Origin of the sequence: Sphingomonas sp., assembly GCF_030145815.1 — a bacterium.
In the GTDB taxonomy this organism is placed as follows: Bacteria; Pseudomonadota; Alphaproteobacteria; order Sphingomonadales; family Sphingomonadaceae; genus Sphingomonas.
Genome location: NZ_JAIXHL010000013.1, coordinates 45,772 through 70,094, shown reverse-complemented (window position 1 = coordinate 70,094; position 24,323 = coordinate 45,772). Strand labels below are relative to the sequence as shown.

The 24,323-nt window shown below is 66.9% G+C and carries 26 protein-coding genes; 9 read left to right on the top strand and 17 right to left on the bottom strand.

What is annotated here, in order from left to right; all coding sequences use genetic code 11:
- Positions 1-29 precede the first annotated feature (29 nt).
- Positions 30-713 (top strand): guanylate kinase, encoded by a 684-nt coding sequence (gmk, locus tag KYX69_RS13060; protein WP_300498091.1) that lies wholly within the window; start codon positions 30-32, stop codon positions 711-713.
- A gap of 189 nt (positions 714-902) precedes the next feature.
- The gene (locus KYX69_RS13055; protein WP_300498090.1) at positions 903-1,463 is read left to right on the top strand and encodes a hypothetical protein; all 561 of its coding nucleotides are present in this window, start codon (positions 903-905) and stop codon (positions 1,461-1,463) included.
- Here the strand turns inward: KYX69_RS13055 and KYX69_RS13050 are convergent.
- From KYX69_RS13050 to KYX69_RS13015, 8 genes are all read right to left on the bottom strand, one after another.
- Positions 1,460-2,809 (bottom strand): cation:proton antiporter, encoded by a 1,350-nt coding sequence (locus KYX69_RS13050; protein WP_300498184.1) that lies wholly within the window; start codon positions 2,807-2,809, stop codon positions 1,460-1,462. The genes KYX69_RS13055 and KYX69_RS13050 overlap by 4 nt on opposite strands.
- Positions 2,810-2,930: 121 nt before the next feature.
- On the bottom strand, positions 2,931-3,620 hold the full coding sequence (locus KYX69_RS13045; protein ID WP_300498089.1) for an ATP12 family chaperone protein: 690 nt from the start codon (positions 3,618-3,620) through the stop codon (positions 2,931-2,933).
- A gap of 4 nt (positions 3,621-3,624) precedes the next feature.
- Positions 3,625-3,840: a hypothetical protein gene (locus KYX69_RS13040; protein WP_066660146.1), complete on the bottom strand. Its 216-nt coding sequence runs from the start codon at positions 3,838-3,840 to the stop codon at positions 3,625-3,627.
- Complete coding sequence (locus KYX69_RS13035) at positions 3,837-4,496, bottom strand: HAD-IA family hydrolase (RefSeq protein WP_300498088.1); 660 nt, start codon at positions 4,494-4,496, stop codon at positions 3,837-3,839. Before KYX69_RS13035 ends, KYX69_RS13040 begins: the two co-directional genes overlap by 4 nt.
- A complete protein-coding gene (locus tag KYX69_RS13030; RefSeq protein WP_300498086.1) occupies positions 4,493-5,638 on the bottom strand; it encodes an RluA family pseudouridine synthase in 1,146 nt (381 codons plus the stop codon). The genes KYX69_RS13035 and KYX69_RS13030 overlap by 4 nt, the downstream gene beginning before the upstream one ends.
- The gene (gene crcB, locus KYX69_RS13025; protein ID WP_300498085.1) at positions 5,635-6,015 is read right to left on the bottom strand and encodes a fluoride efflux transporter CrcB; all 381 of its coding nucleotides are present in this window, start codon (positions 6,013-6,015) and stop codon (positions 5,635-5,637) included. Before crcB ends, KYX69_RS13030 begins: the two co-directional genes overlap by 4 nt.
- Positions 6,016-6,105: 90 nt before the next feature.
- Positions 6,106-6,654 (bottom strand): cyclopropane-fatty-acyl-phospholipid synthase family protein, encoded by a 549-nt coding sequence (locus KYX69_RS13020; protein ID WP_300498083.1) that lies wholly within the window; start codon positions 6,652-6,654, stop codon positions 6,106-6,108.
- Complete coding sequence (locus tag KYX69_RS13015; protein WP_300498081.1) at positions 6,651-7,967, bottom strand: APC family permease; 1,317 nt, start codon at positions 7,965-7,967, stop codon at positions 6,651-6,653. The genes KYX69_RS13020 and KYX69_RS13015 overlap by 4 nt, the downstream gene beginning before the upstream one ends.
- A gap of 133 nt (positions 7,968-8,100) precedes the next feature.
- Between KYX69_RS13015 and KYX69_RS13010 the strand changes: the two genes are divergently transcribed.
- The 3 genes from KYX69_RS13010 to KYX69_RS13000 all read left to right on the top strand — a co-directional run bounded on the left by KYX69_RS13010 (position 8,101) and on the right by KYX69_RS13000 (position 11,457).
- Entirely contained in the window at positions 8,101-9,921 is a 1,821-nt protein-coding gene (locus tag KYX69_RS13010; protein WP_300498079.1) for a DUF885 family protein, read from the top strand.
- Between the two features lie 229 nt (positions 9,922-10,150).
- On the top strand, positions 10,151-10,891 hold the full coding sequence (locus KYX69_RS13005; protein WP_300498076.1) for a hypothetical protein: 741 nt from the start codon (positions 10,151-10,153) through the stop codon (positions 10,889-10,891).
- Between the two features lie 83 nt (positions 10,892-10,974).
- Positions 10,975-11,457, top strand: a complete 483-nt coding sequence (locus tag KYX69_RS13000) for a hypothetical protein (RefSeq protein WP_300498074.1) — start codon at positions 10,975-10,977, stop codon at positions 11,455-11,457.
- A gap of 102 nt (positions 11,458-11,559) precedes the next feature.
- Here the strand turns inward: KYX69_RS13000 and recN are convergent, their stop codons facing one another.
- Complete coding sequence (gene recN, locus KYX69_RS12995; RefSeq protein WP_300498072.1) at positions 11,560-13,221, bottom strand: DNA repair protein RecN; 1,662 nt, start codon at positions 13,219-13,221, stop codon at positions 11,560-11,562.
- A gap of 63 nt (positions 13,222-13,284) precedes the next feature.
- Positions 13,285-14,142 carry an outer membrane protein assembly factor BamD gene (locus KYX69_RS12990; protein WP_300498069.1) on the bottom strand — a complete coding sequence of 286 codons (858 nt, stop codon included), beginning with the start codon at positions 14,140-14,142 and terminating at the stop codon, positions 13,285-13,287.
- 129 nt (positions 14,143-14,271) lie between these two features.
- Between KYX69_RS12990 and KYX69_RS12985 the strand changes: the two genes are divergently transcribed.
- On the top strand, positions 14,272-15,096 hold the full coding sequence (locus KYX69_RS12985; protein ID WP_300498183.1) for a phosphoheptose isomerase: 825 nt from the start codon (positions 14,272-14,274) through the stop codon (positions 15,094-15,096).
- 98 nt (positions 15,097-15,194) lie between these two features.
- Positions 15,195-15,761, top strand: coding sequence for a glycine zipper 2TM domain-containing protein (locus tag KYX69_RS12980; protein WP_300498068.1), 567 nt, complete (start codon positions 15,195-15,197; stop codon positions 15,759-15,761).
- Positions 15,762-15,804: 43 nt separating this feature from the next.
- Here the strand turns inward: KYX69_RS12980 and KYX69_RS12975 are convergent, their stop codons facing one another.
- On the bottom strand, positions 15,805-16,026 hold the full coding sequence (locus KYX69_RS12975; RefSeq protein WP_300498065.1) for a hypothetical protein: 222 nt from the start codon (positions 16,024-16,026) through the stop codon (positions 15,805-15,807).
- 195 nt (positions 16,027-16,221) lie between these two features.
- Here KYX69_RS12975 and KYX69_RS12970 point away from each other — a divergent pair, with 195 nt between their 5' ends.
- Entirely contained in the window at positions 16,222-16,803 is a 582-nt protein-coding gene (locus KYX69_RS12970; RefSeq protein ID WP_300498064.1) for a hypothetical protein, read from the top strand.
- A gap of 61 nt (positions 16,804-16,864) precedes the next feature.
- On the opposite strand, the gene KYX69_RS12965 is transcribed toward KYX69_RS12970, so the two are convergent.
- The 4 genes from KYX69_RS12965 to tgt form a co-directional block, all read right to left on the bottom strand.
- Complete coding sequence (locus tag KYX69_RS12965) at positions 16,865-17,911, bottom strand: cell wall hydrolase (protein WP_300498063.1); 1,047 nt, start codon at positions 17,909-17,911, stop codon at positions 16,865-16,867.
- Between the two features lie 184 nt (positions 17,912-18,095).
- Positions 18,096-20,936 carry a pitrilysin family protein gene (locus tag KYX69_RS12960; RefSeq protein ID WP_300498061.1) on the bottom strand — a complete coding sequence of 947 codons (2,841 nt, stop codon included), beginning with the start codon at positions 20,934-20,936 and terminating at the stop codon, positions 18,096-18,098.
- Positions 20,937-20,967: 31 nt separating this feature from the next.
- Positions 20,968-21,177, bottom strand: a complete 210-nt coding sequence (locus tag KYX69_RS12955) for a hypothetical protein (RefSeq protein ID WP_300498059.1) — start codon at positions 21,175-21,177, stop codon at positions 20,968-20,970.
- A gap of 50 nt (positions 21,178-21,227) precedes the next feature.
- The gene (gene tgt / locus KYX69_RS12950; RefSeq protein WP_300498056.1) at positions 21,228-22,349 is read right to left on the bottom strand and encodes a tRNA guanosine(34) transglycosylase Tgt; all 1,122 of its coding nucleotides are present in this window, start codon (positions 22,347-22,349) and stop codon (positions 21,228-21,230) included.
- Between the two features lie 34 nt (positions 22,350-22,383).
- Between tgt and KYX69_RS12945 the strand changes: the two genes are divergently transcribed.
- Positions 22,384-22,710 (top strand): cupin domain-containing protein, encoded by a 327-nt coding sequence (locus KYX69_RS12945; protein WP_300498055.1) that lies wholly within the window; start codon positions 22,384-22,386, stop codon positions 22,708-22,710.
- Here KYX69_RS12945 and KYX69_RS12940 read toward each other — a convergent pair.
- Positions 22,684-23,349 (bottom strand): HAD hydrolase-like protein, encoded by a 666-nt coding sequence (locus tag KYX69_RS12940; protein WP_300498053.1) that lies wholly within the window; start codon positions 23,347-23,349, stop codon positions 22,684-22,686. The genes KYX69_RS12945 and KYX69_RS12940 overlap by 27 nt on opposite strands.
- Positions 23,342-24,295, bottom strand: coding sequence for a cation diffusion facilitator family transporter (locus KYX69_RS12935; protein WP_300498052.1), 954 nt, complete (start codon positions 24,293-24,295; stop codon positions 23,342-23,344). The genes KYX69_RS12940 and KYX69_RS12935 overlap by 8 nt, the downstream gene beginning before the upstream one ends.
- Between the last annotated feature and the right edge of the window lie 28 nt (positions 24,296-24,323).

Sequence of the window (24,323 nt, the reverse complement as noted above, 5' to 3'; positions counted from 1 at the left end):
GCCTTGACGTAACCGCCTCGCCCGCGCCAATGGCGCGCATGGCGCATCGCGATTCCAAATATGAGTTCGACCGCAGGGGCGTGTTGTTCGTCCTGTCCTCCCCCTCGGGCGCGGGCAAGTCGACCATCGCGCGCAAGCTGCTCGAGCGCGAACCCGGGATGGGCGTGTCGGTCTCCGCGACTACCCGCCCGATCCGCGCGGGCGAGCAGGATGGCCGCGAATATCATTTCCTGAGCACCGACGAGTTCAAGGCCCGCGCCGCGCGGCACGAATTCCTCGAATGGGCGCATGTCTTCAACTATCGCTACGGTACCCCGCGCGAGCCGGTGAAGCGCATGCTCGCCGCGGGGCAGGACGTGCTGTTCGACGTCGACTGGCAGGGCGCGCAGCAGCTGTTCCAGCTTGAGGGCGGCGACGTCGTCCGCATCTTCATCGTCCCGCCATCGCTGACCGAACTCGAAAAGCGCCTGCGCGCGCGTGCGACCGACAGCGAAGACGTGATCCAGTATCGCATGAAGCGCGCCGAGCGTGAGCTGAGCCACTGGGACGGCTATGACTATGTCGTCGTCAACGACGATCTCGATGCGTGCTTCGAGAAGGTCCACACGATCCTCAAAGCCGAGCGCGAAAAGCGTTCGCGCAAGCCCGGCCTGATCGGCTTCATCCGCGAACGCGCCGAAGAGGCGATCGAAATGGGCCTCGCCACGCGCTGATTTCGTTTGCTGTAATCCGACACCGGCCCGCCCCCCCACCCGGCCACCCATCGCATACACTGTCGTTGGGTGGCCGGGTGGGGGAGCGGGCCGGTGCCGCCTCGGCGCAGCCGACCAACAACTGAACTTTCAGATCGCCCGATTGTTACGATTGCACTAACCTGCGCCGAAACGATGGGGAGAGCGCAAATGCCAAGAGTCTTGCTGGGCGGCCTGCTGGGCGGGGTCGCGATGTGGATCGTCGGGTTCATTTTCTGGGGCACGCCGCTGTCGATGCTGGCGACCAGCAACGCGGGCGACAGTGCCAGCGTCGCCGTGCAGGCCGCGCTCGCGCAGCATCTCGGCCCCAACGGCAGCGGCGCCTATCCAATCCCGTGGCCGGGCACGCCGCTCGGCACGCAGGCCTATGGTGAGGGGCCGACCGCACTCGTCCTCTTCAACACCAACGGCTTCGCCCTGCCGGATACCGCCGCACTGGTCGGCGGGCTGATCCTCGGCATCCTCTGCGCGCTGCTGCTGGCGTTCGCGCTGGCGCGGCTGACCACTGGCATGAGCTTCGCGCAGCGGCTGACTGCGGTCGGCCTGTTTGCCGTCGCCTTCACCGCCTATAGCCAGCTGGGGCAGCCGGTGTTCAACCACGCGCCCTGGGGCTATTTCATCTATCTGTGGATCAGCGAAGTCGCCGGCTGGCTCGCCGCCGGGGCAGTGATCGCCTGGCTGCTGCCCAAGCCGCCAGTGCTGACCGCCTAAACCGGACGCGGAGCGATGGCGGCGCCCGGCGCGTCGCCATCCTCGCCGCGCAACGCATCCAGTTCCCCGCTCGCCCGCGCGCGCTTGCCATAGACCGCTTCGAACAGCGGCCCGGCCATCATCGTCGTGACGATCGCCATCAGCACCATCATCGAAAACAGCGTCGGCCCGATAATCCCCTTTTGCAGGCCGATATTGATGATGATCAGCTCCATCAGCCCGCGCGAGTTCATCAGCGCGCCGATGCCGAGCGCGGTGCGATTATCCTCGCCCGACAGCCGCGCCGCCGCCCAGCACGCGCCGAGCTTGGCCAAAATCGACACCGCGAGAATCCCGAGCGCGATGGCGAGCAGCGACAGGCTGTTGACCATGTCCATCCGCGTGTTCAGTCCCGAATAGGTGAAGAACATCGGCAGCAGCATCACCACCGCGAGCGGCTCGACCTTCCGCTTCAGCTCCTCGACAAACAGCCCGCGCGGCATGCATACGCCCAGCAGGAAGCCGCCGAACACGGCATGGATGCCGATCGCGTCCATCAGAAATGCCGACAGGCAGAACAGCATCAGCGTGATCGCCAGCACCAGATTGCTCATCTCGCCGCGCGCCTCGACCGCGCGGCCCAGCGATGCGAGCAGCCGTTTGCCGAAGATCAGCATGAAAATCGCGTAACTGACGCCCCCGACGATCGCGATCACCGCAATCCCCGGCCCGCCGCCAAAGGTCGCGAGCACGATCGCCAACACGCACCACGACACCGCGTCGTCGAACGCACCCGCCGTCAGCGACAAGGTGCCGAGCGAGGTGTTGGCCAGGCCACGCTCATTGATGATCCGCGCCAGCATCGGGAACGCGGTCAGCGCGATGCACGCGCCCATGAACAAGGTCGCGCTCCACTGGCTGATCCCCTCGGCAAAAAGGCCGGGGACATCGAGCAACAGTGGCGTGATGAGTGCGGCCATCACGAAGGGCGTGGCGATGCCCGCGACCGAAACGGTGGCGGCGCTCTTCGCCTTGGTCTTGAAATGGTCGAGATGCAGCGTGCAACCGACCAGGAACATGTACAGCCCGACGCCGAACTGTGCGCCGACATACAGGACGTTCTTGGTTTCCTTGGGGAAGATCGCCGCCTGCAACTCGGGGAAGAACAGCCCGAACAGCGACGGGCCGAGCACGACGCCCGCGATCATCTCCCCCACCACCTGCGGTTGACCCAGGAACTTCTGCCCCAGCCATCCGACGACGCGCGCGGCGAGGATGATCAGCGCAAGCTGCAGAAAGAAATGGATGCTGTGGTCGTTCGGGGTAAAGCTCGCGGCGGCATTCACCGCCGGGCCATGGGCACCCATGACGTCGCCCAGCGCACGCAACGTGTCGGCGAGCAGTTTCTCGAACACCCCGTGATCCCCTCTTCGACCGACCAGCCCTCTGGCGGCGGCTTTATGATGGTATCGCTACCACCCTACTCATTCAGAGCAAATGCAGAAACCTGACCGCTGCTGCATAATCCGCCCGCCGCGCATCGCGCGCCTTGCGGGCGAGCTCGTCCTCGCCCCAATGCTCGACCTGCCAGTCCTCGTCCAGATTGGCCGCGGACCAGATATCCTCGGGGTCTGCGGCCCGCTCGATCAGCGCCAGCGCCGCGACCAGCGACCCGGTGACGGTGACGATCGGCGACAGCCCGGCCAGCTCGAACGGCGACCGCGCCGCGACCGCTTCGGCCAGCGCCGTCACGGCTTCGGGGGGCTGGGCGACATGCACGATGCCGGTGGTCATGGTGAGTGCCGCGCCATAACGCTCCCGCGCCCAGCCCAGCAGCGGGTCCCAGCTCGCCGCCTGCCGCAATTGCAGCTCCAGCGGATGGTCTGCGCGGTAGCAGAGCAGGTCGCTCTCGCCATATTTGGCAAGGCCAGCGGCGAACGCGGCGGGGTCGGGCGCGATCCGGTCGATCGCGGCATTGGCCAGGCCCGTGAGCGGCATTGCGCGCGGGTCGATCGTCTCAGCCACGCCGCGCCACTCCTCCGCCACCGCCTCGGCCAGCACAGGATTCGGCAGCGTCAGCGGCGCGCGCCCCGGCGTACGCACCGGCTTGCCGTCAAGATGCACGTCATGCCCGCCATCGGCCGCGACCAGCGCGACCTCCTTCCAGAACCGTCGCATGATCCTATTCCGTCGGCGGGGTGCGCCAGCGCCGGGCGAGCGCGCGCGGCACCACGGCGATGCAATAGAGGCCCGACAACAGGATCGCCGCGCCCAGCAGGCGCATCACCATATCCTCGGCACGGCCCATGATGATCAGGCCGAACACCGCGCCGGCGACCGCAATCATCTGCGCGAACACCATCGCGAAATAGCGGTTGCGGGCCGGATCCTCGGTCATAACGCCTCCAACAGCGCCGGCAGCTCGCGTGCATGCGTCGTCACATGATGCGCCCCGGCGGCGTGCAGTTCATGCGCCTCGTGATAGCCCCACGCAACCCCGACCGCGTGCGTGCCCGCGTTCACCGCCATCGCGATGTCGTAGCTGGTATCGCCGATCATCGCGGTGCGCAGCGGATCGCCTCCAGCCTCGGCAATCGCGGCCTGCAGCATCGCCGGATGCGGCTTGGACGGATGCCGGTCGGCGGTCTGCAGCGTCACGAACCGGTCGGTCAGCCCATGATGCTCCAGAATCAGCGCCAGCCCGCGATCCGACTTGCCCGTCGCGACACCCAGCAGCCACCCTGCATCGGCCAGCGCCTCAATCGCCTCGGCGACGCCATCGAACAGCGGCTCGGGATCCAGCGCCGCGTCCATCCGCATCGCGTGGAATGCGCTCTTATACGCCTCCGCCATCGCGACATGCATCGCCGGATCGGCCTGAGGCAGCAGTTGCGCAATCGCGGGGACCAAGCTCAGCCCCACGATCCGCCTTATATCCTCGCGCGTCGGCGGCTCCAACCGGTGCGCGACAAAACACGCCTCCATCGCGCGACAGATATTGGCCTGCGAATCGACCAGCGTGCCGTCGCAGTCGAAGACGGCGAGCCGGATCATGGCTTCTTCGTCGGCTTCCGGGCGGGCTTCTTCGCCGGCTTCCTGGCAGCCGTCGTATCCCGACGCCCCTGACGCTCCCCGCGCCGCTCCTTACGGAACGTCTTGGCATGCGCCTTGGCCCAGGCCTTTTCCTGTTCCTTGGTCGGCGGCGCCTTTTCGTCCGACGGCAGATTGTCGCCATCCTCGAGGTTAAAGCCGAGCTGGATCAGCGTCTCCGCAAAATGCGTCGGCAGGTCCGCCGTCACGTCCAGCTTGCCGCCATCGGGATGGTCGATGCGGATGCGGCGCGCGTGCAGGTGCATCTTGCGGCTGATGCTCCCCGACAGGAACGCTTCGGCCATGCCGTATTTGCCATCGCCGACGATCGGATGGCCGATCGCCGCCATGTGTACGCGCAGCTGATGCGTGCGCCCGGTATGCGGCTGCAGCTCGACCCAGGCGGCGCGGTTGCCGGCGCGGTCGATCACGCGATAGCGGGTGCGCGCGGGCTGGCCCTCCTTCTCGTCAACCTGCATCTTCTCGCCACCGGTGCCGGGCTGCTTGCCCAGCGGCAGGTCGATGAACCCATCCTCGATGCTCGGCACGCCGACGATGATCGCCCAATAGGTCTTGCGCGCCGTCCGCCCCGAAAAGCTCTTCGAAAAATAGGCGGCGGCCCGCGCCGTCCGCGCCAGCACCAGCGCGCCCGACGTATCCTTGTCGAGCCGGTGGACCAGCTTGGGCCGCGTATCCAGGTCGAAATACAGCCCGTCGAGCAGCATATCGACATGGTCGTGCGTCTTGGTCCCGCCCTGTGTCGCGAGCCCCGGCGGCTTGTTGAGCACCAGCGCCTGCGCGTCGCGATGGATCACCATCGATTCGGCGAATTCCATCTGCTCGAGCGACAGCACCGGACGCGCCTTTTTCGGCTTGGCGGTCGCGACCGGCGTGGCGTCCGCCGGGGGCACGCGGATTACCTGTCCCGCCTGGATGCGATCACCCGGCGTCGCGCGCGCGCCATCGACCCGCAGCTGCCCCGTCCGCGCCCAGCGCGACACGATGTTGAAGCTGGTATCGGGCAGATGCCGCTTGAACCAGCGATCCAGCCGGATGCCGTCATCGTCGAGCGCGACGGTGAACTGGCGGACATTCTCGGTGCTCATGCCGCCACCATCCGGCTGACCTGCAGCCCCGCGAACAGCGCGCCGATCGAGAGTGCGACCGAGGCAAGGATATAGAGCAGCGCGGTCACCAGCGCGCCGCGCTCGATCATCAGCACGGTCTCGAGCGAAAAGGCCGAAAAGGTGGTGAAGCCGCCAAGCACGCCGACGCCGAGCAGGTAGCGCAGCGCCTCGTCCCCGCTCGCCCGCGTCGCGAGCCAGCCCGCGAGCAACCCCATGGCAAGCCCGCCGACGACGTTGACCGCTAACGTGCCGATCGGGAACCCCGGCCCCCAAATTCCAAGCGCGGCGCGCCCGACCAGATGCCGCGCGCCGGCGCCGACCGCGCCGCCCAGCATGACGAGAAACAGATGATGCATATGGCCGCCCTAGCGCGGAAACCGCTCCGGGTCGATTCCCGCGCTGACGCTCATCGTCTCCCCTCCCGGAACGGGAGGGGGGACAGGTGGCTACCGTTCCGGCACCGTCCAGTAATAGATCGTCCGTCCGTCGATCGTTTCTTCCTTCTCCGGCTCCCAATCACCCATGCGGAATGCGTGGCTGACGATGCGCGTCCCCGGCTTCAGTTCGGCGAGCAATTTCGGGCGCAATTTCTCGTTCAACGTGTCGAGCAGATAGAGGGTGACGACGGTCGCGTCGCTGAATTCGCTAGTGAACAGATCCGCCTGTTTGAACGACACCTCACCCGTCACCCCCGCCGTTTTGGCGTTGGCGTTGGCCTCTGCGATCCGCTGTGGGTCGATATCGATCCCCACCGCGCGCACCTGCTTGCGCTTCGCCGCCGCGATCGGAATGCGCCCGTCGCCCGACCCCAGGTCATAGAGCACATCGCCGTCGCGCAGCTTCACCATGTCCAGCATCGCCTCGACCACCGCGGGCGGGGTCGGGACATAGATCACATCGGGGTTCTGGCTTGGCGCCACCGCAACCGGTGCCGGAGGCGGCGTGACCGCGCTTCCGGCGACGAAGGTGGCAGCAGCGAGGATCAACAGCTTCATGGCGCAAGCTCCTCTTCAGGGGTGACGACCAATAGCATCAATGCGCCGACGCCCAGAACCGCGACGCCAGCCAGCGCGCCCCAGCCGGTATAGGTGAGGCTCGACCAAAGCAGATACGCAGTGGTCGCACAAAAGATCCCAGGGAGTACTGGATAGAGCGGCACGCGGAACGGACGTGGCGTGTCGGGCTCGGTCCGGCGCAGCACGAACAGCGACAGTCCGGCGAGCAGCAGGAACAGCCAGAAGACCGGCGCGGTATATTCGACTGCGACCCGAAACCCGTCGCGCGCAAATCCGCCGAGCGCGACCAGCAGCAGCGCGACCCCGCCCTGCGCGATCAGCCCGTTGCCCGGCGTGTCGCGGCGATGATCCCATTGGCCCAACCAGCGCATCGGCCTGATCCGCTGCCCCAAGGCACAGGCGGTGCGCGCGCCGACGATCGCCGTGGCATTGGCACTGGTCAGCGCCGCCACCGCGACTGCCGCGCTGATCGCCGCCGCGCCCGCCGGGCCGAACGCGCGGCGCATCACCTCGGCTGCCACCGCGTCATTGCCCGCCATGCCAGCCATGCCGAGCCCGTTGAGCAACGCCAGATTGACCAGCACATACAGCGCGGTGACCAGCGCCAGCGCCGCGCACAGGATCGCGGCGATCCGGCGCGGCGGGTCCTTCATTTCCGCCGAGACATAGACCGCCTCGCTCCACCCGCCATAGGATAGCAGCACGAACACCATCACCAGCCCCAGCGCCCCGCCGCTCACCGGGTCGGGCACGGCCTCCGGGGGCGCGAGCGAAAACCCGGCGACGATGATCGCGATCAGGCCGATCACCTCCGCCAGCGTCAGCCAGCGCTGCGCTTGCGTGCCCCAGCGCATTCCCAGCCAGTTGATCGCGCTCACCGCGACGACCGCTATCCCTGCCCAGATCGCCGGACCCGCCGGGCCGAGCGGCAGCAGGATTTGAAGATAATCGCCGACGATGAACGACAGCAGCGCCAGCGACCCGGTCTGGATCACCGCCAGCCGCGCCCAGGCATAGAGGAACGCGATCCGCTGTCCGAATGCTCGCCCGATATAGTGATAATCGCCGCCCATGTGCGGCCAGGCCGCCGCCATCTCGGCATAGCACAGCGCCCCGATGATCGAGAGCACGCCGCCCGCGATCCAGGCCAGGATCATCGTTGTGGCATCGCCCGCCACCCCCGCGACCAGCGCCGGGGTGCGAAAGATGCCGGCGCCGATGACGATGCCGACGGTCAGCGCGAACACATCGACGGCGCGCAGCGTGTGGCGTGGGGCGGCGGCGGGAGTCACGCGGTGGGCACCTCACTCAACGGGGGCACTTGATCGCCCGTCGCGCCACCCCTGCGGCAAGAGACGTGGCGGAACAAGGGTCTAGCGGTCGGTGGCGCTTGCAATGTTGGAGTTCATTTGCTTGCCTGACGCCATGAAAATCCAGCCCCGCCTAGCCGCCCGCACGCAACCGTCCGCGCCTTATACACGCGCATTTTTGTCAGCTTTGTCGGCTGGTGCCGGTGCACTGGCGCTGGCCGCTGCCCCGGCGCAGGCGTCGCCGTCGGATGATTTCAAGGCCCTGCTCGACGAACATTTCGCGTGGGTTCTCAAGGAAAATCCGGGCTTTGCCCGCTCGGTCGGCGTCGATATCGATCCGATCGCGGTCGGCGATGTCAGCCTTGCTGCCGAAGACCGGCGCGCTGCGGCGGAGGCGGTGTTCCTCAAGCGGCTCGACGCCATCCCCGATGCCGGCCTCACCCCGGCGCAGCGGACCGACAAGGCGATCCTGCGCCGCTTGCTGGCGGAAAGCATTGAAAACAATGGCTTTGGCCAGCGCATGATCCTGTTCACCAGCTATTCCAACCCGTGGCAGGGTGCGGCGGGGCAGGGGGAGCGCACTGCCTTTCGGCGCAAGGCCGATTATGGCCATTATCTCGACCGGTTGGCTAAGTTCCCGGAAACGAACGACGTTTTGATCGATATCACGGCACAGGCATTGAAGGGCGGCTATATCCAGCCCTGTGTCAGCCTGGTCGGGTTTGAGCAGACGATTACCGGCGTAATCCAACAAGATGCGAACAAGTCGCGCTTTTACGCGCCATTTACCCGCAAGCGCCCTGTCGATGCCACAGAGGCAGAGTGGACAGCGTTGCAGGAACGCGCGCGCAAGACCGTTACCGAGGTGATCAACCCGGCCTATGCTAAGGCTGCGGCGTTCTACCGCACCAGCTATGCCCCCAAATGTGCCAAGGCAGTCGGCGTGTCGGCGCAGCCCGATGGCGCGCGCTATTATGCCTTCCGCATCCGTCAGCTGACTACGACCGACCTCTCGGCCGAGCAGATCCACAAGATCGGTCTGGACGAGGTCGCCCGCATCCGCGCGGAGATGGAGGCGGTGGCGAAGAAGGCGGGGTTCGCGACGCGTGAGGCGTTCGTGGCCGAGCTGCGCACCAACCCCAAATATTACGCCAAGACGCCCGAGGAGCTGATGGCCGCCGCCGCGGTGCAGGCCAAGGACATCGACGGCAAGATGCCGGGATTTTTCAACCGCATGGCGCGGCTGCCCTATGGCCTCAAGCGCATCCCGGCGGAGACGGCGGAGAGGACGACGACCGCCTATTATGGCCCCGGCAACCCCGAGCTGGGGCTGGCCGGCCATTATTACGTCAACACCTCGAAGCTCGATCAGCGGCCGCTGTATGAACTGCCCGCGCTGACGGCGCATGAAGCGGTGCCGGGGCACCACCATCAGATCGCGCTGCAGCAAGAGCTGGAGACGGCGAAGTTCCGCCGCTACCTCGCCAATTTCACCGCGTTTACCGAGGGGTGGGGGCTGTATTCCGAGCGGATCGGGATCGAAATGGGCATTTACGACACGCCCGAAAAGGAAATGGGGCGGCTGTCGTACGAGATGTGGCGCGCGTGCCGACTGGTGGTCGATACCGGCATCCATGCCAAGGGCTGGACCAAGGAACAGGCGGTCCAGTTCATGCTCGACAATACCGCGCTGTCGGCGGCGAATATCGATGCCGAGGTGAACCGCTATATCAGCTGGCCGGGCCAGGCGCTGGGCTACAAGCTGGGCGAGATCAAGATCCGCGAACTACGTGCGCGGGCCGAAAAGGTGCTGGGGGTCGAGTTCGACCTGAAGCGCTTCCACGACGCGGTGCTGGAACAGGGCGCGGTGCCGCTTGATGTGCTGGACGCGCAGATCGATGCGTTCATCGCGGCGGAGAAGGCGCGGGTAAAGTAGTCTGCAATCCTCCGCGGCACGGGGAGGGGGACCGCGCCCGCAGGGCGTGGTGGAGGGGGCCCGAGGCATCGGACTCCGTTGCCTCGGGCCGCCTCCACCATCCTGCGCATGGTCCCCCTCTCCGTGCCCGGGAGGATTAAGCGGAAGTCCGGCAAACGCTTCCTTAACCCTGGCCTGTCATCCCTGTGCCCCAAATCCCGCAGCCTGTGCGGGGGTGCGGAGCGTGATGATGAGCCGTCGGGCCAATGGTTTTGCCGTCCTGTTGCTGCCGCTTGCGCTCGCCGCGTGCGGCGGGGGCGAGGCGGGCAATGTCGATGCGCTGGACGATTCGATCGGCAGCAACGCGACCGACCCGGCGCTGATGGGTGCGCTGCAGGACCAGATCATGGTCGATCCGCAGCTGGCCCAGCAGTCGAACAAGGACGCGATCCGTCCGCCGGGCCAGCCCTATTCAGCGCCGATCCCGTCGGACACCGTCGCCGCAGCCAAGGCGGCGATGCCGGCCGAGGGCGAGTTGCTCAAGGCCCCGGCTCCGGTCGAGGGCAAATGCGACGCCTGCGACGCCCAGGACAAGTCGGTGACGCTGGGCGGCCTTGCAGCGGGGCAGAAGGACCGCCGCACCGCCGACTGCGCGGCGAAGTTGAGCTACTCCGCCGGCTGGGCCGCCCGCCTCCCCGCCGACATGCCGCTGCATCCGCAGGCCCGCGTGACCGAAGCGGCTGGGGCCGAAGGCGGCCAGTGCAACCTGCGCGTCGTCAGCTTCTCGACCCCGCAACCGCTCCAGACGATGATCGACTGGTACTACACCCGCGCCGTCCGCGGCGGTTATTCGGCCGAACACCAGCTGAAGGACGGTCAGCATGTGCTGGGCGGGACTCGGGCAAAGGACGATTCGGCCTATGTCGTGTTCCTGTCGGCACGCGGCGACGGCGGGACGGAGATCGACCTGATCGCGAACAAGGGCAATTAGGTTGAAGTCTCGCCAACGGTCTGCCCAGAAACACCTCGCTGGCAATCGCTTCCAATCATGCTGTCATTTCCTATAAGCTTCGCGTGGCTAACACCGACGCATTGCTCCGGATTGCTTACGCCGCCGTAGAGAGCGGCGATTTTGCTCATGCCCGGCTTTGCTATGAAAGGGCTGCCGCCCTCGGCGACTTTATGGCTCTTCATGCGCTCGGCTACATGCACGACGTCGGTGAGGGCGTACCGCAAAACAAAGTGCTGGCTATGAAAATATATCGCAGAGCATGGCGGCTAGGGAGCCATGTCTCCGCGTCCAATATTGCTATCTTGTACCGCGAGCAATGCAGGCATGGCATGATGTTTCGGTGGTATCAGCGGGCCGCTGCGGCTGGGGATGGAAGCGCCTATCTGGAAATGGCCAAGTGTTATCTCGCTGGCTCTGGCGTACGAAAAAACGTGGTGTCGGCAATGCGTTGTCTTACTACCGCCATAGGCTCGCAGTACATTTCGGAATACGAGCGAGAGGAAGCTGATGCTTTGTTGGGGCAACTGTCGCTGCGGCTAGTTTGAAACTGTAGCTGGCAAAATTCGAACAAGAGCTGCCAGACAGCTTCTCACCTACAATTGGCCGTTCAGTCATAATTTCGACATCGGTCGCTATGCTTTTGCGACCTACGCCGCCTCCAGCAGCCTCCCAGCCTGCGCCCGCGCCTCATCCGTAACCTGCGCGCCGGACAACATCCGGGCAATTTCCTCCCGCCGCTCGTCTTCGCTGAGCTGGCGCACGCCGGTGCGGGTGACGAGGCCGTCATGGCTTTTCGCGATCAGTAGATGCGCCGCGCCGCGCGCCGCGACCTGCGGGCTGTGGGTGACGACCAGCAACTGTGCGCCGGTCGAGAGCCGCGCCAGCCGTTCGCCGATCGCGCTGGCCACAGCGCCGCCGACGCCGCGGTCGATTTCGTCGAAGATCAGCGTGCGCGCGCCGCCTTCCTCGGCCAATGCTACCTTGAGCGCGAGGATGAAGCGCGACAGCTCGCCGCCTGAGGCGATCTTGATGAGGGGGGCGAAGGGGGCGCCGGGGTTGGTCGAGACCTCGAACTCCACCCGGTCGCTGCCGGTTGCCGACCATTGGTCACGCGGCAGCGGTTCAACACGGGTCAAAAAGCGCGCCGCGTCGAGTTTGAGCGGGGCGAGTTCGGCTGCAACCGCCGCGTCCAGTCGGGCGGCGGCGGCGGTGCGGGTGGCCGACAGCGTTTCCGCCGCCGCGACATAGGCCGTTTCTGCCTTCGCTAGATCTGCGGTGAGGCGCGCGATCAGACCTTCGCCGCCCTCGATCCGTTCGAGCCGGGTCGCGAGGGTTTCGGCCAGGTCTGCGAGGTCGTCGGGCTGGATGCGATGCTTGCGGGCGAGGCCGCGCAGTTCGAACAGCCGCGCCTCATCCGCCTCCAGCGCGGCGGGGTCGAAGGCGAGGGCTTCGGCGGCGGTGTCGATGCCTTCCTGCGTCGCGCTCCCCTCGTTCAGCGCGCGGTCGAGCGCGGCGAGGGCTTCGGTGAGGGCGGGGTGGTCCTCGGCGATTCGCTCCAGGATGCGCGCGGCCTGACGCAGCCGGGTGAGCGCGCCGTCCGAACCGTCGATCAGGTCCGCGATTGCCTGCAGTTCGCCCGCGATCTTCTCACCGCGCTGCATCGTCGCGCGGCGTTCGGCGAGCACGGCTTCCTCGCCGGGTTCGGGGGCGAGCTTGGTCAGTTCGGCGACAGCATGTTCGAGCCATTCGCGGTCGCGCGCGGCGCTTTCCTGCTCGGCATGCGCGGCGGCGAGCGCGTCTTCGGCTTCACGCAGCGCGCGGTGCGCGGTGGCGACGGCAGCGGTATCGGCGCGGGCGAAACTGTCGAGCAAGGCGCGATGGCCGCGCGGGTTGAGCAGGCCGCGATCGTCATGCTGGCCGTGGATCTCGACCAGCAATGCGCCGAGTTCGCGCAGCAATCCGGCGGAGGCGGGCTGATCGTTGACATAGGCGCGGCTGCCGCCATCGGCCTTGACCAGGCGGCGGATCGTCAGCGGTTCGGACGGGTCGTGGTCGAGGCCGCTTTCGCCGAGCAGCGCGGCGATCGGGGCGGGGTCGGCGGGTTCGAAACTGGCGGTGACGACGGCCTGTGCCGCGCCCTGCCGCACCAGCCCGCTATCGGCGCGTGCGCCGAGCGCTAGGCCGAGCGAGTCGAGCAGGATCGATTTGCCTGCGCCGGTTTCGCCGGTGAGCACGCCAAGACCTGCGCCGAAATCGAGGTCGAGCGCCTCGATCAGCACAACGTCGCGAATGGAAAGCGCGGTCAGCATGCGCCCGCATTACCCCTTTTTGTTCCGCCTTGGGAGAGGGGATTAATCAGGGGCGTTGTGCGCTTAATTGGTGGCGGGCGCTGGGCTGGGCGTCTCGTCCCGGGCCGGAGGGCCAGCGGGGGCGACGAGCGCGGGCACCGGGACCGGCGCGCCGTGCTTTTCCACCAGTTCATAAGCGCGCTGATACCATTCGGTGCCGGGATAGTTGGCGCCGAGCACGGCTGCTGCCTTCTTCGCCTCATCCTTCACGCCGAGCGCGAGATAGCTTTCGGTGAGGCGCATCAGCGCTTCGGGCGTGTGGGTGGTGGTCTGATACTGATCGACCACGGTGCGGAAGCGGATCACGGCGGCGAGCCACTGGCCGCGCACCTGATAGTAACGCCCGACTTCCATCTCCTTGCCCGCGAGGTGATCGCGCACAAGGTCGATCTTGAGCCGCGCATCGGCGGCGTAGCGGGTGTTGGGATAGCGGCGGTTGAGTTCGCCGAGCGAATCGAGCGCCTGCTGCGTGATCTTCTGATCGCGGGTCACGTCGCTGATCTGCTCATAATAGCTGAGCGCGATCAGATAATAGGCATAGGGCGCGTCGCGGTTGCCGGGGTGAACCGCCAGGAAGCGCTGCGCCGACTGGATCGACTGGGTGTAATTCTTGTCGAGATAATAGGAGAAGGCGCCCATCAGCTGCGCACGGCGCGCCCAGACCGAATAGGGGTGCTGGCGCTCCACTTCGTCGAACAATGCCGCAGCGAGCTTGTACTGGCCGCGGTCGAGCCGGTCCTTGGCCGTGGTGTACAGCGTGCCCACGTCGCGCGCGACATAGGGCAGATCGGCACGCTTGCCTGCACCACTGGCGCAGCCGGCGAGCGGAAGGGCGATGGCAACAGCGGCAAGCGCGAGCGAGCGGGTCGAAAGCATACGCATTGCGCCGGTTCTTAGCCGAGCCTTGCGGCCGCGCGAAATGTTTTTTCGGGGTGGTTGCGGCGAACGGGATCGCAGGTCAGAATCCGGGCGTTGATGCGAGACGCCGACATTCTCATTCAGGACGCACCGATGCCCGCGCAACTGCTCGCCATGCACCGAGTCGAAAAGCCATGGGGCCGCCATCGGCTATGGCCCGGCTTTGACGATCCGGCGCCCGATGGCGAACCAGTGGGGGAGGTGTGGTTCCAGTCGCCGGGCGATGCCGCGCCGGACCTGCTGATCAAATATCTGTTCACCAGCGAGAAGCTGTCGGTGCAGGTGCATCCGGATGACACGGCGGCGCAGGCGCGGGGGTTGCCGCGCGGCAAGGACGAATGCTGGCTGATCCTCGACGCCGAACCCGATTCGACCATCGCGATCGGGCCGCGCGAGCCGATCGACGCCGACACGCTGCGCGCGGCGGCGCAGGACGGGTCGATCGTCGACCTGCTCGACTGGAAGCCGGTGCGCGCGGGCGATTTCTTTTATGCGCCGTCGGGGACGGTGCATGCGATCGGCGCGGGGATCACGCTGATCGAGGTACAGCAGAACAGCGAGACGACCTATCGCCTCTATGATTATGGCCGCCCGCGCGAACTGCATCTGGACGACGGGATCGACGTCGCGGTGCTGGAACCGTGGGTGCCGCAGCCGAGCCCCGGCATTGTCGACCATGGGCGCACCGTGCTGGTCGAGGGACCGAAATTCGTGCTGGAGCGCTGGATCGGTGGCGACCGCATGATTCGGCTGCCGCATGGGGAGGCCGGGTGGCTGGTGCCGGTGCGGGGCAGCGGCGATGTCGATGGCGTCGCGTGGCGGGCGGGTGATTGCGTGAGCGTCAGCGGCAGCGCAGTGCTGACCGCGTCGAGCGATGCCGACCTGCTGTTCGCTTATCCCGGCGACACGCGCATCTGAAGCTGGCCGCGCGATGAACGCCGGGTAGTTTTTCGTTCACGCAACTTCCCAGCACGCAGAGCCGTTTAGCCCGGCACTGAAGATGCAGGAGAAGTTGCATGCGTACCCCCTTGATCGCCGCCATCATGGCATCGGTGGCGCTCGCCCCGGTTCCGGCCATGGCCCAGCAGACACCGCGCGAATCGAACCGCGAATATCGCGACGAGGTCCGTGATGCGCAGCGCGACTATCGCCGCGACCTGCGCCGCGCCGATACCCCGGCCGAGCGGCGTGCCGCTCAGCGCGAATATCAGCGCGAATTGCGCGATGCGCGTCGGGACCGTCGCGAGGACCGCCGCGACTGGCGCCAGTATCGCAACTATGACTGGAACCGGCCGGCGCGCGGTCAGCGGGCCTATTATGCCGACGATTATTACCGGGATGGCCGCTATTATCAGGAGCGTCGCCTGACCCGCCAGGACCGCATCTATCGCGGGCGTGACGGCCGTTACTATTGCCGCCGCAGTGATGGCACGACCGGCCTGATCGTGGGCGGGATTGCCGGTGGTCTGCTCGGCAATGCGCTGTCGAACGGGCGTTCGAACGTGCTCGGAACGCTGCTGGGTGCCGCCGGTGGCGCGGCGCTGGGCGCGTCGATCGATCGCGGCAACGTGCGCTGTCGTTAAGCAACGGGCGGGGTTCGGGTAACCGGACCCCGCCAGCCTTTGCTTAGAGCAGGAAGCCGCCCATCCACAGCCGCACCCCGCCCACGATCAGGACGACGATGTTGAGGTTCCGCCCGACCTTCGAATCGGACAGCGCACCCAGGGTCACGCCCAGGATCGCCATCGGGATGACGAGATAGTTGAGCCAGCCGAGCAGCGGGATGAGACCAATCATCATCACCGGAAAGGCAACGATGCCAACGACGAGCGAGAGAATGTTCAGCATGTCCCTATCATGGCTCCTTGAAGGTGTTTTGGCAAGGTAAAACACTTCGGTTGCGTTAACGATTATGAACGGACCCGTCGCGCGTGCGACACGCCGCGACACAATAACGACATTCCCGCCAAATCGCTGCGACACCTGCGCACGATAACGAACACAGCCGCCGATGCGGCGATGAATTTGAAGAGGAGACGTTCGATGAAGAAGTTTGCACTGATGATTGCCGGTCTTGGCATCGCCGCCGCCACCGTTCCCGCCGCGACCGCGCAGGCCGGGTGGCAGAATATCAACCAGCGCCAGGCGCAGCTCGATCAGCGGATCGACCAGGGCGTGCGCAGCGGCCAGCTGAACCGCGCCGAGGCAGCGCGCCTGCGCGCCGAGTTCCGCGGCATTGCGGACCTTGAGATCCGCTATCGCCGTTCGGCCCCCGGCCTGACCGTCGCGGAACGTGCCGACCTGGACCGCCGGTTCGACGCCCTGTCGCGCAAGATTCGCGCCGAGCGTCATGACGGCCAGGGTGCCGGCAACTGGTGGAACATCAACCAGCGTCAGGCGCAGCTCGATCGCCGGATCGATCAGGGCGTGCGCAGCGGCCAGCTGACCCGCGCTGAGGCGGTTCGTCTGCGGGCCGAGTTCCGCGGGATCGTGGCGCTCGAGGCACGCTATCGCCGGACTGCTCCGGGCCTGACCGTAGCCGAGCGGGCCGACCTCGACCGGCGCTTCGATGTGCTGGCGCGCAAGATCCGCTGGGAGCGTCGCGACTGGCAGAATCGCCGCTAAGCCTGAGCGTTAAGCTTTAACGATGACGGCCTCCGCACCCCGGTGCGGGGGCCGTTTCGCGTCAGCGGATCGGTTTGCCGCTGTCCTTCCAGCGGTCGAGCACCTGTGAGTCGGCAGGCTCGGCATAGCGGGGGAGGACGTCGCCGCTTTCGGCTTCAGCGCGGCGCGGGGCCGGCCGTTCGGTGCGGGGCATCGGAACCGCAGGAGTCGGGCGGAGCAGGGGGTTGCCGGGGCGCTGAACTGCGCCGACCGCTGCGACCGGCGTCTGTTGCGGCGCGGGTTTGGCGGCATCCGGGGCAGGCGCGGCGGTCGCGACCTGAATCTTGGGGCCGGGCACGGGCTCACCGCCGCGATAGCGTTGCGTGAACGCCGCGCCGGTGCCCCAATAGCCTTTCCAGCGATGGAAGAAATGCGCGCCGAACACACCGGTCATCACCAGCGAGGTGTTCCAGCGCGGGGTAACGGCATGGGTGTGGTAATGCGTCGCCATGCCGACGGGCGCGAACACCTCGCCCGCCAGCGCCGCCGATGCGACGCGCGCGGCGCGGTCCCAATATTGACGCGACGGCTTGCGCGCCATCGACCCGTCACAGGCGAAGCTGAACTGGCATCCCGACTTTTCCGACCCCTGATAGACTACGCCGCAGACGGTGGCCGGGAAGGTCGGGTGGCGCGCGCGGTTGAGGATCACCTGTGCCACCGCGCGCTGGCCGTCATCGGGCTCGGTCGCGGCTTCGTAATAAATGGCGGTGGTCAGGCATTGCAGCGCGCGTGCCTTGTCCTGCGCCGATCCGCGCAGCTCGAACGGCGGGGCGGGGCGGATCGTGGGGTCGATCACCGCGCCGTCGGGGACAGGCGCGTCGGGCAGCTCGACCGTGCCGGTCGCGCCCTGCGCCGAGGGGACCGCGGCATCGTCATCGGCGAGCTGGTAGAATGCTGCGCCGGGGAAATGATCGTCGGCCTCATAGCCGGTCGGCTCCGGCCCGGCTGGCCGTGCACCGCGATCAGCAATGCTCGGCCCGGTCAGCCCGGCATGCGCGGAAAAGCCGGCACCGATCAGCGACGCGATCAGCGCCGCCGCAAGGCCCCTCAGCTGTACCCGTGTCATCCGCCGCAGCATGTTCGTCCCGCCGGGAGAATCCCGAGCGTGCGATGTAGCGTGGCGGAGGTTTAAATTCTGCTGTCGTTTTGGGCGCGTCCCGGGGTGAAACGATTGATAGTTAAGGTAATATTAGGGATGCGGGGAGGCGGATATCTCCAGCCCCTCCCCATTAGGGGAGGGGCTTGTCGGCTTACTTCAGCGTCGCGCTGTCGAGGTTGAGCGCGCTCGCCGGGATCACCTCCAGCTGCGGATACGCCTTGCGCAGTTCGTCCACGAACGACTTGGCGTCGCCGACCACGACGATGCTGGCGCTGGCAGGATCCAGCACGCGCTTCGCCGCGGCCTGCACCGCCGCCGGATCGACGCTCTGGATCGACGGGATGTAGCTTTGCAGCGTGCCCAGCGGGACGCCGTCGGCGACATAGTCGGCGAGCGCGCCGGCGATGCCGTCGGTGCGTTCGATGCGGCGGCCGAAGCTGCCGATCAGCACTGCCTTACGCGAATCGAGTTCGGCGGCGGGGACCGGCGCGGCGCCCATCCGCGCCATCTCCTCGGCGATCAGCTTGACCACCTCCGGCGCGGAGGGGTTCTTGGTCTGGGTGGAGGCGCTGACGATGCCGGGCTGGCGGCGGGCGTCGACGCTGCTGCCCGCGCCATAGGACAGGCCGCGCTTGATGCGGATTTCGCGATTGAGGCGTGAGGTGAAGCCGACGCCCAGCGTGGCGTTGGCGACCTGTGCCGCGTAGAACTCCTTGTCGCTGCGCGCGATGCCCGGACGCGCGACGACGACGCCGGCCTGACCCGCTTCGGGCAGGTCGACGACGATGACGCGCGGCTTGGGCGCTGCGGTGACCGGTGCGGCAATGTAGGTGACGTTGCCGGGCTTCCAGTCGCCGAACAGCTTCTGCGCCAGTGCGGTTGCATCCTTGGCAGCGATGTCGCCGACCACAACCAGCGCCGACTGGTCGGGGCTCCACGCGCGGGCATAGGCGCTTGCCACGTCATCGCGGGTGATGCGCGGCAGCGAGGTGGGGGTGCCCGAGAGCATGTTGCCATAGGCGCGGTTGCCGAACACCGCGCGGCTGGCGGCGATGCCGGCGAGCGCGGCGGGATCCTTGAGCTGGACCGTCACGCCATCGACCGTCTGCTTGCGCGCGCGGTCGAGCTCTTCCTGCGCGAATGCGGGGTTGCGCGCGACATCGGCGAGGACGGTGAGCGCGGGTTCGACCTGATCGGCCTTCACCGTCACGGTGGCGAAGGCGGCGTCCCAGTCTGCGCCGGCCCCGATCGATCCGCCGAGCGATTCGATCTGCTGCGCAATCTGTTCGGCCGAGCGGGTGGTGGTGCCCTTGGTCAGCAGCGACGCGGCAAGCGACGCGGTACCGGCTTTGCCCGCCGGGTCGCGCGTGCCGCCTGCGGGCGAGACGATTGTGGCGGTGACGATCGGCAGGTCGCGCTTTTCCACCACGATCAGGCGCATGCCGTTGGCGAGCTTGCTCTCGGACGCAGTGGGAATCGTCGGCGAAACCGGCGCGCCGGGCGCCGGGACCGCGATGCGCGTCTCCGGACTGGCCTGGGTGTGGATCACGATGTCCTTGGGCGCGACCAGAGCTGCGACCTGGACCGTGTCGGCGATGCCGACGCTGTCGCCCTTCGCACCCGGCGCTTCGGGCAGGTAGGTGAGCGCGGCGGACTGGTTGTCGCCGAGATACTGGCGCGCGACGCGCTGGACATCGGCGGCGGTGACGCGGGCGATCGCGGCGAGCTGCTGGTCCGCCGCCTTCGGATCGCGGCTGACGATGATCGATGCGGCGAGGGTGGATGCCTTGCCCTCCGCCGTTTCACGGCTCTTGAGCGCGCTGGTCAGGATCTCATTCTTCGCCTCGGCCAGTTCGGCTGCGCTGACCGGCTTGTCGCGCAGTTCGGCGATTTCGCGCCGCATCGCCGCCTCGCCGGCGTCAGCCGCCTTTCCACCGGCGAGGATCGCGTACATCGCATAGGCACCGGTCGACTGACGTGTATCGAGGAACGTGCCGGCCTGCGCCGCCAGTTGATCGCGATAGACGAGGTTGCGGTAGAGCCGCGAATTGGCACCCCCCGACAGGATGCCGTCGAGCACCGTCAGCGCCGCCAATTCCGGGTGATTGTCGGGCGGCAGCTGATAGCTGAGCAGCACGGCGGGCAGCGGGGTGTTGGCCTCATAGACGGTCTTGCGCACCGCCGTGGTGCGGGGCGGTTCGGCGACGGTCACGCGCGGGATCGGGCGGTCGGGCTTCGCAATCGGCGCGAAATATTTGTCTACCCATTTGTCCAGCTGCGCCGGGTCGAAATTCCCGGCGACGACCAGCACGGCATTGTCGGGGCGGTAATAGGTGGCGTGGAAGGCGCGGATATCGTCGATCGTCGCGGCGTCGAGATCCTCGATGCTGCCGATGCCGGGGCGGGCATAGGGGGGCACCGAATAGCTGATGTTCGGGAAGTAGATGTAGAAGAGCTTGCCATAAGGCGCGGCGAGCACGCGGCTGCGCAGCTCTTCCTTCACCACGTCGCGTTCGGAGGCGAACACCTTCTCATCGACCACGAGACTGGCCATGCGGTCGGCCTCGGCGAACAGCAGGCGCTCGAGGTGGTTGGCCGGGACGACCTCGAAATAATTGGTGTAGTCGGAATTGGTCGAGGCGTTGTTGTAGCCGCCAACATCCTCGGTCAGCCGGTCCATCTGCTCGTCGACCAAGTTCTTCGTGCCCTTGAACATGAGATGTTCGAACATGTGCGCGAAGCCCGATTTGCCCGCCGGGTCGTCCTTGCTGCCGACATCGTACCACACCTGGACCGAGACGTTGGCGGTGCTGGTGTCGCGGATTGCGTAAACCTTGAGGCCGTTGGGCAGAGTGCGCTCGGTAAAGTTGAGCGGGGCGACGGCAATCTGCTGCTGCGCGGAAGGGGCAGAGGCGGGCGCCGCCTGCTGCGCCTGTGCGGCGAAGGGGAGCAGAGCGGCGCTCAGGTAAAGCGCGGTGCGGGTCAGGCGCATCAATTCGGTCTCCGGTCGGGAGGGAAGGGGATCAGTCTTTCTTGCGGCTGCGTGCGGCGTAGATCACGGCGGCGGCGAGGGCGGCGGAGCCGATGCCGATGCCGATCTTGGCCAGCGGCCATTTCTTGGCGTCGCCCGGCTTGGGCGTGCCCTCTGCCCGTTCGGCGATCTCGCGGGCCTGGCGCGCGGCGGCGGTGATTTCGTTGGCGATCTCTTCAGCGGCGTCGGTCTTGTCGGTCACTGGATACTCCTTGGTGGCACAGGAGTAGGACAGGGACGGAGCGGGTGCAATCAGTCGCGACCGCCATAATATGCTGCGCGGAAATCATTGGCGAAGGCGGTCAGCCGCCCCTCGGCAATCGCGGCGCGCAGATCGGCCATCAGCCGCTGATAGAACCACAGATTATGTTCGGTCATCAGCATCGCGCCCAGGATCTCGCCCGAGCGGACGAGGTGATGGAGATAGGCCTTGCTCCACCCGGCGACCGGCGAGTCGGGATCGAGCGGGCTCTGATCCTCGGCGAATTTGGCGTTGCGGATGTTGATCGGACCGGTGCGGGTGAACGCCTGTCCGGTGCGGCCCGAGCGGGTCGGGAGGACGCAGTCGAACATGTCGATCCCGCGCTCGACCGCTCCGACAATGTCGTCGGGCTTGCCGACGCCCATCAGGTAGCGTGGCTTGGTCGCGTCGAGCTGGCCGGGGGCATAGTCGAGGCAGCCGAACATCGCCTCCTGCCCCTCACCGACCGCGAGGCCGCCCACGGCATAGCCGTCGAACCCGATGTCGAGCAGCGCGTCGGCGCTTGCCTTGCGCAGTCCTTCGTCGAGCGCGCCCTGCTGGATGCCGAACAGCGCGTTGTTGGCGGCATGCGCGCCGCCCGCGTCGAAAGCGTCGCGCGACCGCTTCGCCCAGCGCATCGAGCGTTCCATGGCGGCCGCCTGCACCTCGCGGGTCGAGGTGGTTGGGACAAGCTCGTCGAACGCCATGACGATGTTCGATCCCAGCAGCCGCTGAATCTCCATCGAGCGTTCGGGGCTCAACATGTGGCGGGTGCCGTCGAGGTGCGACTTGAAGACGATCCCCTCCTCGCTGCGCTTGGTGAGGTCGGACAGGCTCATCACCTGATAGCCGCCACTGTCGGTGAGGATCGGGCGGTCCCAGCCCATGAAGCCGTGCAGGCCGCCCAGCCGATCGATCCGCTCGGCACTGGGGCGCAGCATGAGGTGATAGGTGTTGCCAAGAATGATGTCAGCGCCCGATGCGCGTACATCCTGGGGCTTCATCGCCTTGACCGTGGCGGCGGTGCCCACGGGCATGAAGGCGGGGGTGCGAATCTTGCCGCGTTGCATGGCGATCGTACCGGTGCGCGCCTTGCCGTCGGTGGCGTGGATGGTGAAGGTGAAACGGGACATAGGCGTCCGATGCGATGTTGAAGGGGCAATGGCAATGGCTGAAAGCGGCGGCAATCTCTTCGCGCCTCTGCCCGATGCGCGGGACGGGGAAGTGTTCACCCTGTTGCTGGACCGGGGCGGGGTGCGGATCGAACGCATCGTCTCGCACGGGCAGGCGACGCCCGAAGATGCGCCGTTCGTGCAGGATGCCGATGAGTGGGTGGTGGTGCTGCGTGGAAGCGCGGCACTGCGGATCGAAGGGCAGGAGGAGGTCTTGCTGTCGCCCGGCGATCATGTCTTCATCCCCGGCGGTATGCGGCATTGGGTGACGCGGACCGATCCGGGCGAGCCGACTCTATGGCTGGCGGTGCATCTGGGCTGACGCGCGGACGAAGGCGACGACCTGATCTGGGGTTGAAAAGGCAAGATCGGGGTTGAGGTGCGCGAACGCCTCGGGCTCGGCATAGCCCCACAGCACTGCCCCGGCGCGGATCCCGACGGCGCGCGCCGCGTCGATATCGCGGGTTTCGTCGCCGAGCGAGACGATCCGCTCGGGCGGGATCCCGCTTTGCTTCAGGACCGAGCGGAATTTGGGCGCCTTGCCGAACAGCGACGCCCCGCACGCCCACCAGCTGAACCGCGCGGCATTTTCGGGGCCGAGCACCGCGCGGGCATTGGCCTCGCTGTTCGAGGTGACGAGCGCGAGCGGGATGCCCATCGCCTCGATCGCGGCGAGCATTTCGGTGACGCCGGCGAACAGATGGACCTTGTCGGTGTTGCGCCCGAACAGCTTGCGGACATAGCGGGCGATGAAGGGCAGTTTCCAGCGCGGGATGCGCAGATGGCTGATCACGTCGCGCGACGTCATCTTGCGCAGCGGTTCGATCTCGTCGGGCGCGACCTTGCGAAAGCCGTAGCGGTCGGAAAGATGATCGACGATCGACAGGAACCAGTTGCCGCTGTCGGACAGGGTGCCGTCGAAGTCGAAGATCACGAGGCGCAGCGGTGCGGGCTCAGTCATGTCCGGCTCCATGTGCGCTATGCAGGTGGCACGGGTCGCCGTCGCCGATCTCGATCTGCAGCGTCATGTGGTGGATGCCGAACTCATGCTCCAGCCGGTGCTGGACATCGTGCAGAAAGGCGTCGCCGGGATGGCCGTCCGGCATCTGGAGGTGCGCGGTCAGTGCGACCTGGGTCGTGCTCATTGGCCAGATATGGAGGTCATGGACGCGCGCCACGCCGGGCAGGGTCGCCAGCGTTTCCTCCACCTTCTCGGCGTCGATCCCCGGCGGCACCGCGTGGAGCGCCATGGTTACCGAGTCGCGCAGCAGGCCCCAGGTGCTCCACAGGATGACGGCGACGATCAGCAGGCTAAGCGCTGGGTCGATCCACGTCTTGCCCGTCAGCAGGATCAGCGCGCCGCCGACAACCACAGCGGCAGACACGGCGGCATCGGCGGCCATGTGGAGATAGGCGCCGCGGATGTTGAGGTCATGCTTGCTGCCGCGCATGAACAGCAACGCGGTCGCGGTGTTGATGACGATGCCGATGCCCGCGACGATCATCACCGTCGCGCCGGGCACGGGGGCAGGGGAGCCGAGCCGTTGCACCGCCTCCAGCGCGATCGCGCCGACCGCGAACAGCAGCAGCACGGCATTGGCGAGCGCGCCGAGGATGGTGGAGCTGCTCAGGCCATAAGTGAAGCGGCGCGACGCGGGACGCTTGGCGAGGGATGCGCCGCCCCAGGCGATCAGCAGGCCGAGAACGTCGGAGAGGTTGTGCCCGGCATCGGCCAGCAGCGCCATCGACCCGGTGGCGATCCCCGCCAGCCCCTCGACCAGCACGAAGCCGAGATTGAGGACGGTGCCGATCGCGAAGGCGCGGCCGAAATCCGCGGGCGCGTGGCTATGGCCATGGCCCGAATGGCTATGCCCGGCGGGGCCGTGATGATGGTGCGAGCCGTGCATCGCGCAAACCTTAGCCGCAGTGCGGCAG

Excerpts from the sequence above, each read along its gene's own strand:
- gmk (WP_300498091.1), top strand. The coding sequence starts at position 30 with ATGGCGCGCATGGCGCATCGCGATTCCAAATATGAGTTCGACCGCAGG.
- KYX69_RS13055 (WP_300498090.1), top strand. The coding sequence starts at position 903 with ATGCCAAGAGTCTTGCTGGGCGGCCTGCTGGGCGGGGTCGCGATGTGG.
- KYX69_RS13050 (WP_300498184.1), bottom strand. The coding sequence starts at position 2,809 with ATGGGTGCCCATGGCCCGGCGGTGAATGCCGCCGCGAGCTTTACCCCG.
- KYX69_RS13045 (WP_300498089.1), bottom strand. The coding sequence starts at position 3,620 with ATGCGACGGTTCTGGAAGGAGGTCGCGCTGGTCGCGGCCGATGGCGGG.
- KYX69_RS13040 (WP_066660146.1), bottom strand. The coding sequence starts at position 3,840 with ATGACCGAGGATCCGGCCCGCAACCGCTATTTCGCGATGGTGTTCGCG.
- KYX69_RS13035 (WP_300498088.1), bottom strand. The coding sequence starts at position 4,496 with ATGATCCGGCTCGCCGTCTTCGACTGCGACGGCACGCTGGTCGATTCG.
- KYX69_RS13030 (WP_300498086.1), bottom strand. The coding sequence starts at position 5,638 with ATGAGCACCGAGAATGTCCGCCAGTTCACCGTCGCGCTCGACGATGAC.
- crcB (WP_300498085.1), bottom strand. The coding sequence starts at position 6,015 with ATGCATCATCTGTTTCTCGTCATGCTGGGCGGCGCGGTCGGCGCCGGC.
- KYX69_RS13020 (WP_300498083.1), bottom strand. The coding sequence starts at position 6,654 with ATGAAGCTGTTGATCCTCGCTGCTGCCACCTTCGTCGCCGGAAGCGCG.
- KYX69_RS13010 (WP_300498079.1), top strand. The coding sequence starts at position 8,101 with ATGAAAATCCAGCCCCGCCTAGCCGCCCGCACGCAACCGTCCGCGCCT.
- KYX69_RS13005 (WP_300498076.1), top strand. The coding sequence starts at position 10,151 with ATGAGCCGTCGGGCCAATGGTTTTGCCGTCCTGTTGCTGCCGCTTGCG.
- recN (WP_300498072.1), bottom strand. The coding sequence starts at position 13,221 with ATGCTGACCGCGCTTTCCATTCGCGACGTTGTGCTGATCGAGGCGCTC.
- KYX69_RS12990 (WP_300498069.1), bottom strand. The coding sequence starts at position 14,142 with ATGCGTATGCTTTCGACCCGCTCGCTCGCGCTTGCCGCTGTTGCCATC.
- KYX69_RS12985 (WP_300498183.1), top strand. The coding sequence starts at position 14,272 with ATGCCCGCGCAACTGCTCGCCATGCACCGAGTCGAAAAGCCATGGGGC.
- KYX69_RS12980 (WP_300498068.1), top strand. The coding sequence starts at position 15,195 with ATGCGTACCCCCTTGATCGCCGCCATCATGGCATCGGTGGCGCTCGCC.
- KYX69_RS12975 (WP_300498065.1), bottom strand. The coding sequence starts at position 16,026 with ATGCTGAACATTCTCTCGCTCGTCGTTGGCATCGTTGCCTTTCCGGTG.
- KYX69_RS12970 (WP_300498064.1), top strand. The coding sequence starts at position 16,222 with ATGAAGAAGTTTGCACTGATGATTGCCGGTCTTGGCATCGCCGCCGCC.
- KYX69_RS12965 (WP_300498063.1), bottom strand. The coding sequence starts at position 17,911 with ATGACACGGGTACAGCTGAGGGGCCTTGCGGCGGCGCTGATCGCGTCG.
- KYX69_RS12960 (WP_300498061.1), bottom strand. The coding sequence starts at position 20,936 with ATGCGCCTGACCCGCACCGCGCTTTACCTGAGCGCCGCTCTGCTCCCC.
- tgt (WP_300498056.1), bottom strand. The coding sequence starts at position 22,349 with ATGTCCCGTTTCACCTTCACCATCCACGCCACCGACGGCAAGGCGCGC.
- KYX69_RS12945 (WP_300498055.1), top strand. The coding sequence starts at position 22,384 with ATGGCTGAAAGCGGCGGCAATCTCTTCGCGCCTCTGCCCGATGCGCGG.
- KYX69_RS12940 (WP_300498053.1), bottom strand. The coding sequence starts at position 23,349 with ATGACTGAGCCCGCACCGCTGCGCCTCGTGATCTTCGACTTCGACGGC.
- KYX69_RS12935 (WP_300498052.1), bottom strand. The coding sequence starts at position 24,295 with ATGCACGGCTCGCACCATCATCACGGCCCCGCCGGGCATAGCCATTCG.